The sequence below is a fragment of the Clostridium pacaense genome, assembly GCF_020709765.2.
Taxonomy (GTDB): Bacteria; Bacillota; Clostridia; order Lachnospirales; family Lachnospiraceae; genus Enterocloster; species Enterocloster hominis.
Genome location: NZ_JAJFEB020000094.1, coordinates 1 through 321, shown reverse-complemented (window position 1 = coordinate 321; position 321 = coordinate 1). Strand labels below are relative to the sequence as shown.

General features: G+C 54.8%; 1 rRNA gene. It reads left to right on the top strand.

Annotation, left to right across the window (positions count from 1 at the left end):
* Positions 1 to 321, top strand: a 16S ribosomal RNA gene (locus LK536_RS58625); the annotation flags it as partial.

Here is a 321-nt window from a genome sequence, read left to right as displayed (position 1 = left end):
AGGGAAGAAAATGACGGTACCTGACTAAAAAGCCCAGGCTAACTACGTGCCAGTAGCCGCGGTAGTACGTAGGGGGCAAGCGTTATACGGATTTACTGGGTGTAAAGGGAGCGTAGACGGCGATGCAAGTCTGAAGTGAAAGCCCGGGGCTCAACCCCGGGACTGCTGTGGAAACTGTGTGGCTGGAGTGCAGGAGAGGTAAGTGGAATTCCTAGTGTAGCGGTGAAATGCGTAGATAGTAGGAGGAACACCAGTGGCGAAGGCGGCTTACCGGACTGTCACTGACGTTGAGGCTCGCAAGCGTGGGGAGCAAACAGGATT